At 66.3% G+C, this 1,714-nt stretch carries 1 protein-coding gene and 1 tRNA gene; one reads left to right on the top strand and one right to left on the bottom strand.

Translation table 11 applies throughout. The annotated features are described in order from the left end of the window. A partial coding sequence (locus BN903_RS07435; RefSeq protein WP_079890613.1) for a single-stranded DNA binding protein occupies positions 1-1,108 on the bottom strand: 1,108 nt, incomplete at its 3' end. Between the two features lie 250 nt (positions 1,109-1,358). Here BN903_RS07435 and BN903_RS07430 point away from each other — a divergent pair. Next, positions 1,359-1,431 (top strand) — tRNA-Arg (locus BN903_RS07430). The last annotated feature ends 283 nt before the right edge of the window (positions 1,432-1,714 follow it).

Below are 1,714 nucleotides of genomic sequence, written 5' to 3'. Positions count from 1 at the left end.
TTTCCCCGTCGAGGACTGAGACGGTCGAGCGCCAGTTCGCGGACGCCTCTAAGTCGTCCTGCCAGCCGTCCTGGATCTCGACGTCGGTGAAGACGACGCGGTCGGCGAGGTCGATGTCGCGGTCGGCCTTGTCGCCCCACAGCGCGACGCGGATCTCGCCCGTCTCGTCTTTGATCCGGACGTTGCGGACCTGCCCCTCGCTGCCGTCGTCGCGGTCGAACGTCCGCTTCGGATCCGTCTCGATGACGCCGCCGGCGATATCGACCGTCTGGTCGATTTCGAGGTCGGCGATGTCGGTCGTCTCCGGGACGTACTCGACGTCCTCGTCGACGCGCTCGACGGTGCCGCGGTCGCCGACGTGAAGCTCCAAGTCGCCGTCGCGCTCTCGGACGTAGCCGTCGCCGACCTCGACGACCTCGCCGGCCTCGAACTCCTCGGCGAGGTCCGCCTTGTCGTCCCACAGCGTGACGCGGACGCGACCCGTCTCGTCGCCGACGGTGAGGTTGGCGACCCGGCCTTCGCTGCCGTCGTCGCGGTCGAACGTCCGGATCGAGTCGGTGTCGAGCACCTGCCCGACGAGGTCGACGTCGGACGCGCCGAGCGTGAGGTCCTCGACCTGGTAGGTGTCGAGCACCTGAACGTCCACCTCGGCGTCCTCGTCGGGTTCGACCTTGTCGGCGCTCACTTCGAGGCCGCTGTACCCCTCCTTGGGGCGGCCCATCACCCTGAGGACCTGTCCGACTTCCAGTTCCTCCTCCGCGGCCGCGGCCATGTCGTCCCACAGCGCGACCCGGACGGAGCCGGAGGCGTCCGCGACATCGACGTTACAGACGCGTCCCTCCTCGGCCTCCTCGTCGTCGCGCTCGAAGGTCCGGATCTCGCCGATGGCGGTCACCTTCCCGAGGAACTTCACCTCGTTCATTCCCGGTTCGATGTCGGCGATGGTGTCGGCCTCCTCGTCGCGCAGCTCGTGCGCGATGAGCATCGCGGCGGTCTCCTCGTCCGCCAGCCCGCCCATCTGCTCGACCTTGTCCTCGACCGCGGCCTCGAACGCCTCGAACTCGACGTCGGTGTCGAGGTCCTCGTACACCTCCTCTATGGCTCCCATACGCGTACCTCCGTGGTCGGCGAGTTCGCGGATAAGCGTTGCCGTTGACCGGGATTCGTGCCGGGTCCCGGGCGGCCGGCGGAGCGACCGGCTCGGGCGGCGGTCGCGGCTCGAAGGCGTCTCATGGGCGTTCATGGGGTCCCCTCGGTACAAAAGGTGTTCATCCCGCGCCGGCGGATGCGTGCGGACCGCAGGCACGCGGCCGCCGGACCGTAACCGTCTTAAGTTCTACCGCGATACGTAGAGATGAGTCCTGGTAGGGTAGTGGACTATCCTCTTGGCTTGCGGAGCCAGGGACCGGAGTTCAAATCTCCGTCAGGACGTTTCTTTCAGTACAACGCTGCGAGCGTAGCGAGCAGCACGTACTGAAAGAAACGCCACGGAGATTTGAGCAGGAAAGTCGCAGCGGCCGAGCGAAGCGAGGCCGACCGTCTTTCCGAGTTCAAATCTCCGTCAGGACGTGCCCTACGCTCGCGGCTTCGCCGCTCGCGTAGGACTCCGTCAGGACGTTTTCGGACACACCAAGCTCTGAACAGCACGAGCCGTGGGATTGTCGGGAAAGACGGTGTCGGGTCCCCGATGCGGGTACAGACATGAGTCTTTAAG

It is taken from the genome of Halorubrum sp. AJ67 (genome assembly GCF_000513435.1).
Note: the sequence above shows the minus strand (reverse complement) of the source record. Positions and strands in the feature narration are given on the sequence as shown.